Source organism: Syntrophomonas sp. UBA5494, from assembly GCF_002426325.1.
The window spans coordinates 1-2,403 of sequence record NZ_DIPG01000059.1; the positions used below are offsets into that span (position 1 = coordinate 1).

The following is a 2,403-nucleotide window of genomic DNA, read 5'->3' on the forward strand; positions in this document are numbered from 1 at the left end:
AGTGCGTTGATAAGCGAGGATTTTCCGGCATTGCGCCGGCCAAAAATTCCGATAGTGAACCGGCTGGCCATCGGTGTCGCGTTCATATTTTCCATTGTGACTACTCCTTTGCTCCCCCGGGCGACGTTAGCCGTTCCGGCCTTAAAATTTTATCCAAATCCTTTTCCCCCATGAATCGTTGTTCCGTAATAAGCCTCGTCCGCTATCGGAATTTCGCCCAGCATATCGTGTTCTATCCGCATGAGGGAGCTCCCCTCCTCTGCAGATCCGCATGGTCCCCGCGGGAAAAATCGGGTATAAAGCCCGCCGACGCGATGCGGCCCGAAAGGCAATACAGGCATTCCGCAGCCTCCTCGCCGGTACAGATTTTATCATCGTACAGGGCATAGTCCCTGCGGTGTGCGACGGGGGAGAGATTGGGCATCACAACGTTGGCGCCGGCTTTTAAACCCTTTTCGCGCCCCAGGGGATCGACGGTACCGAGGGCCGTCGTGGCCGGCAGCAAGGCTTTGGGCAGCATGATCCGGAGCAGCGACAGCAATATCAGGGTGCGTTCGGAGGACGGCGTGGGGCAGCCGCGGAACCTGGTGTCCTTTTGCGGGATAAAGGGGCCGATGCCGATCATATGGGGCTCCAGCTCCCTGAGAAACAAAAAGTCCTCCGCCAGTGTGTCGTAGCTCTGGAAGGGAGACTGCACCATGAATCCGGCCCCGGCCTGATAACCGATTTCCTTTAAATCATACAGGCATCTTTTCCGGTTTTTCAGGCTGAGCCCCGGAGGGTGCAGCTTCCGGTAATGCTCTTCTTCCGCCGTCTCGTGGCGCAGAAGGTAACGGTCGGCGCCTGCGTCGAACAGCCGCTGGTAGGAATCGAAGCTTCGCTCCCCGATGGAGAGGGTTACCGCGCAGTCGGGGAAGCGCTCCTTGATTCCGGATACGATACCGCACAGCCGGGCGTCAGTGAAGTACATGTCCTCGCCGCTCTGCAGCACGAAGGTACGAAAGCCCAGCTCATGGCCCATCCGGCAGCAATCGAGGATCTCCGCCTCCGTCAGGCGGTAGCGCTTGGCGTTGGCATTGCTTTTGCGCAGGCCGCAATAGTAGCAGTCGTTTTTGCAGTAGCTGGAAAATTCGATCAGGCCCCGGAAATACACCTTTTTCTCGTAATGCTTTTCACGCAGCTCCCCGGCGAAAAGGCGCAAAGCCGATTGTTCCTCCGCCGTGGCATCCTCGCAGAAGTGCTTGATTACGCCGGCAAGCTCCTTTTTACCGGCAGTATTCATCCAATTTGAAAAAACTTGGGCGTCCTTGGGTAAATCCATCACAACGCTCCTATAAGCGCAGGTCGCGCTCGCCATTTTCAATCCGTTCCAGAGTTCCTAGGATAGTGCCGTAAACAGGATCACCCTGAAACTGTTCGACATGCTGCCTGAGGATCTTTTCGCCCTTGGTCCGGGTCTCATCCGACGCGTAATCGAGCAGGTATTCTTTAAGCGTAAAGATGGCGTTGGGGATACAAAAATTGTGCACAAACCGGGACTTGGCGACCTTCATGAAATGCTCGCCGGTACGGCCCGCCCGGTAGCACGCCGTACAGAAGGAGGGAATACACTGCATGTCGCAAATTTGCTTTACCACGCCGTCCAAAGAGCGGTCGTCGCCGATGGAGAACTGCTCCTGTTCCGGCATGGCGTTGGCGCTTTTGGATTTCGCATAGGCCCCCACGCCGATGCGGGTACCGGCGTCAATCTGCGATACCCCGAAGGGGATCACCTGCCGCCTCACCGCTTCAGGTTCCCGCGCGGTGCAGATCATGCCTGTGTACGGTACGGAAAGACGCAGAACGGCCACCAGCTTTTTAAAATCCCGGTCGCTCACCGCATACTCCGGATGCTCGGAATAGGGCGTGCCGATGGCGGGCGTGATGCGGGGGAAGGAGATGGTATGCGGCCCCACGCCGTTGAAGGTTTCCTCCAGATGGATGGTGTGGTATAAAAGGCCCATCACCTCAAAGCGCCAGTCATACAGCCCGAACAAAACGCCGATGCCGTTGTCGTCGACGCCCGCCTGCTGCGCCCTGTCCATGCAGTACAACCGCCAGCGGTAATGGCCCTTGATCGTCCCCTGCGCATGCACCCTGCGGTATGTGTCGTGGTGATAGGTCTCCTGGAAAACCTGGAAGGTTCCGATTCCGACCTCCTTGAGCTTTTTCAGCTCTTCCACCGTGAGCGGCGCACAGTTGATGTTGGCGCGCCGGATCTCGCCGTGTTCGGTCTTTACGCTGTACACCTTTTTCACCGTCTCGCACATAAAATCAATATTGGTCTTGGGGGATTCGCCGTAGACGAGCACGGTGCGTTTTTGGCCCTCCTCGATCATGATCCGGACTTCCTGCTCAATCTCG

Annotated in this window: 3 protein-coding genes; all 3 read right to left on the minus strand. The window is 57.2% G+C overall.

The window, feature by feature from the left end; translation table 11 throughout:
* Nucleotides 1-95, minus strand: a 95-nt coding sequence (locus tag B3W37_RS06950) for a GTPase (RefSeq protein ID WP_483175208.1), incomplete at its 3' end; no start/stop codon positions are given.
* A 137-nt stretch (nucleotides 96-232) separates the two neighbouring features.
* The gene (gene hydE / locus B3W37_RS06955; RefSeq protein ID WP_483175173.1) at nucleotides 233-1,321 is read right to left on the minus strand and encodes a [FeFe] hydrogenase H-cluster radical SAM maturase HydE; all 1,089 of its coding nucleotides are present in this window, start codon (nucleotides 1,319-1,321) and stop codon (nucleotides 233-235) included.
* A gap of 10 nt (nucleotides 1,322-1,331) precedes the next feature.
* Nucleotides 1,332-2,403 (minus strand): [FeFe] hydrogenase H-cluster radical SAM maturase HydG (hydG, locus tag B3W37_RS06960; protein WP_483175174.1); only part of this gene is annotated, 1,072 nt, incomplete at its 5' end.

Excerpts from the sequence above, each read along its gene's own strand:
- hydE (WP_483175173.1), bottom strand. The coding sequence starts at position 1,321 with ATGGATTTACCCAAGGACGCCCAAGTTTTTTCAAATTGGATGAATACT.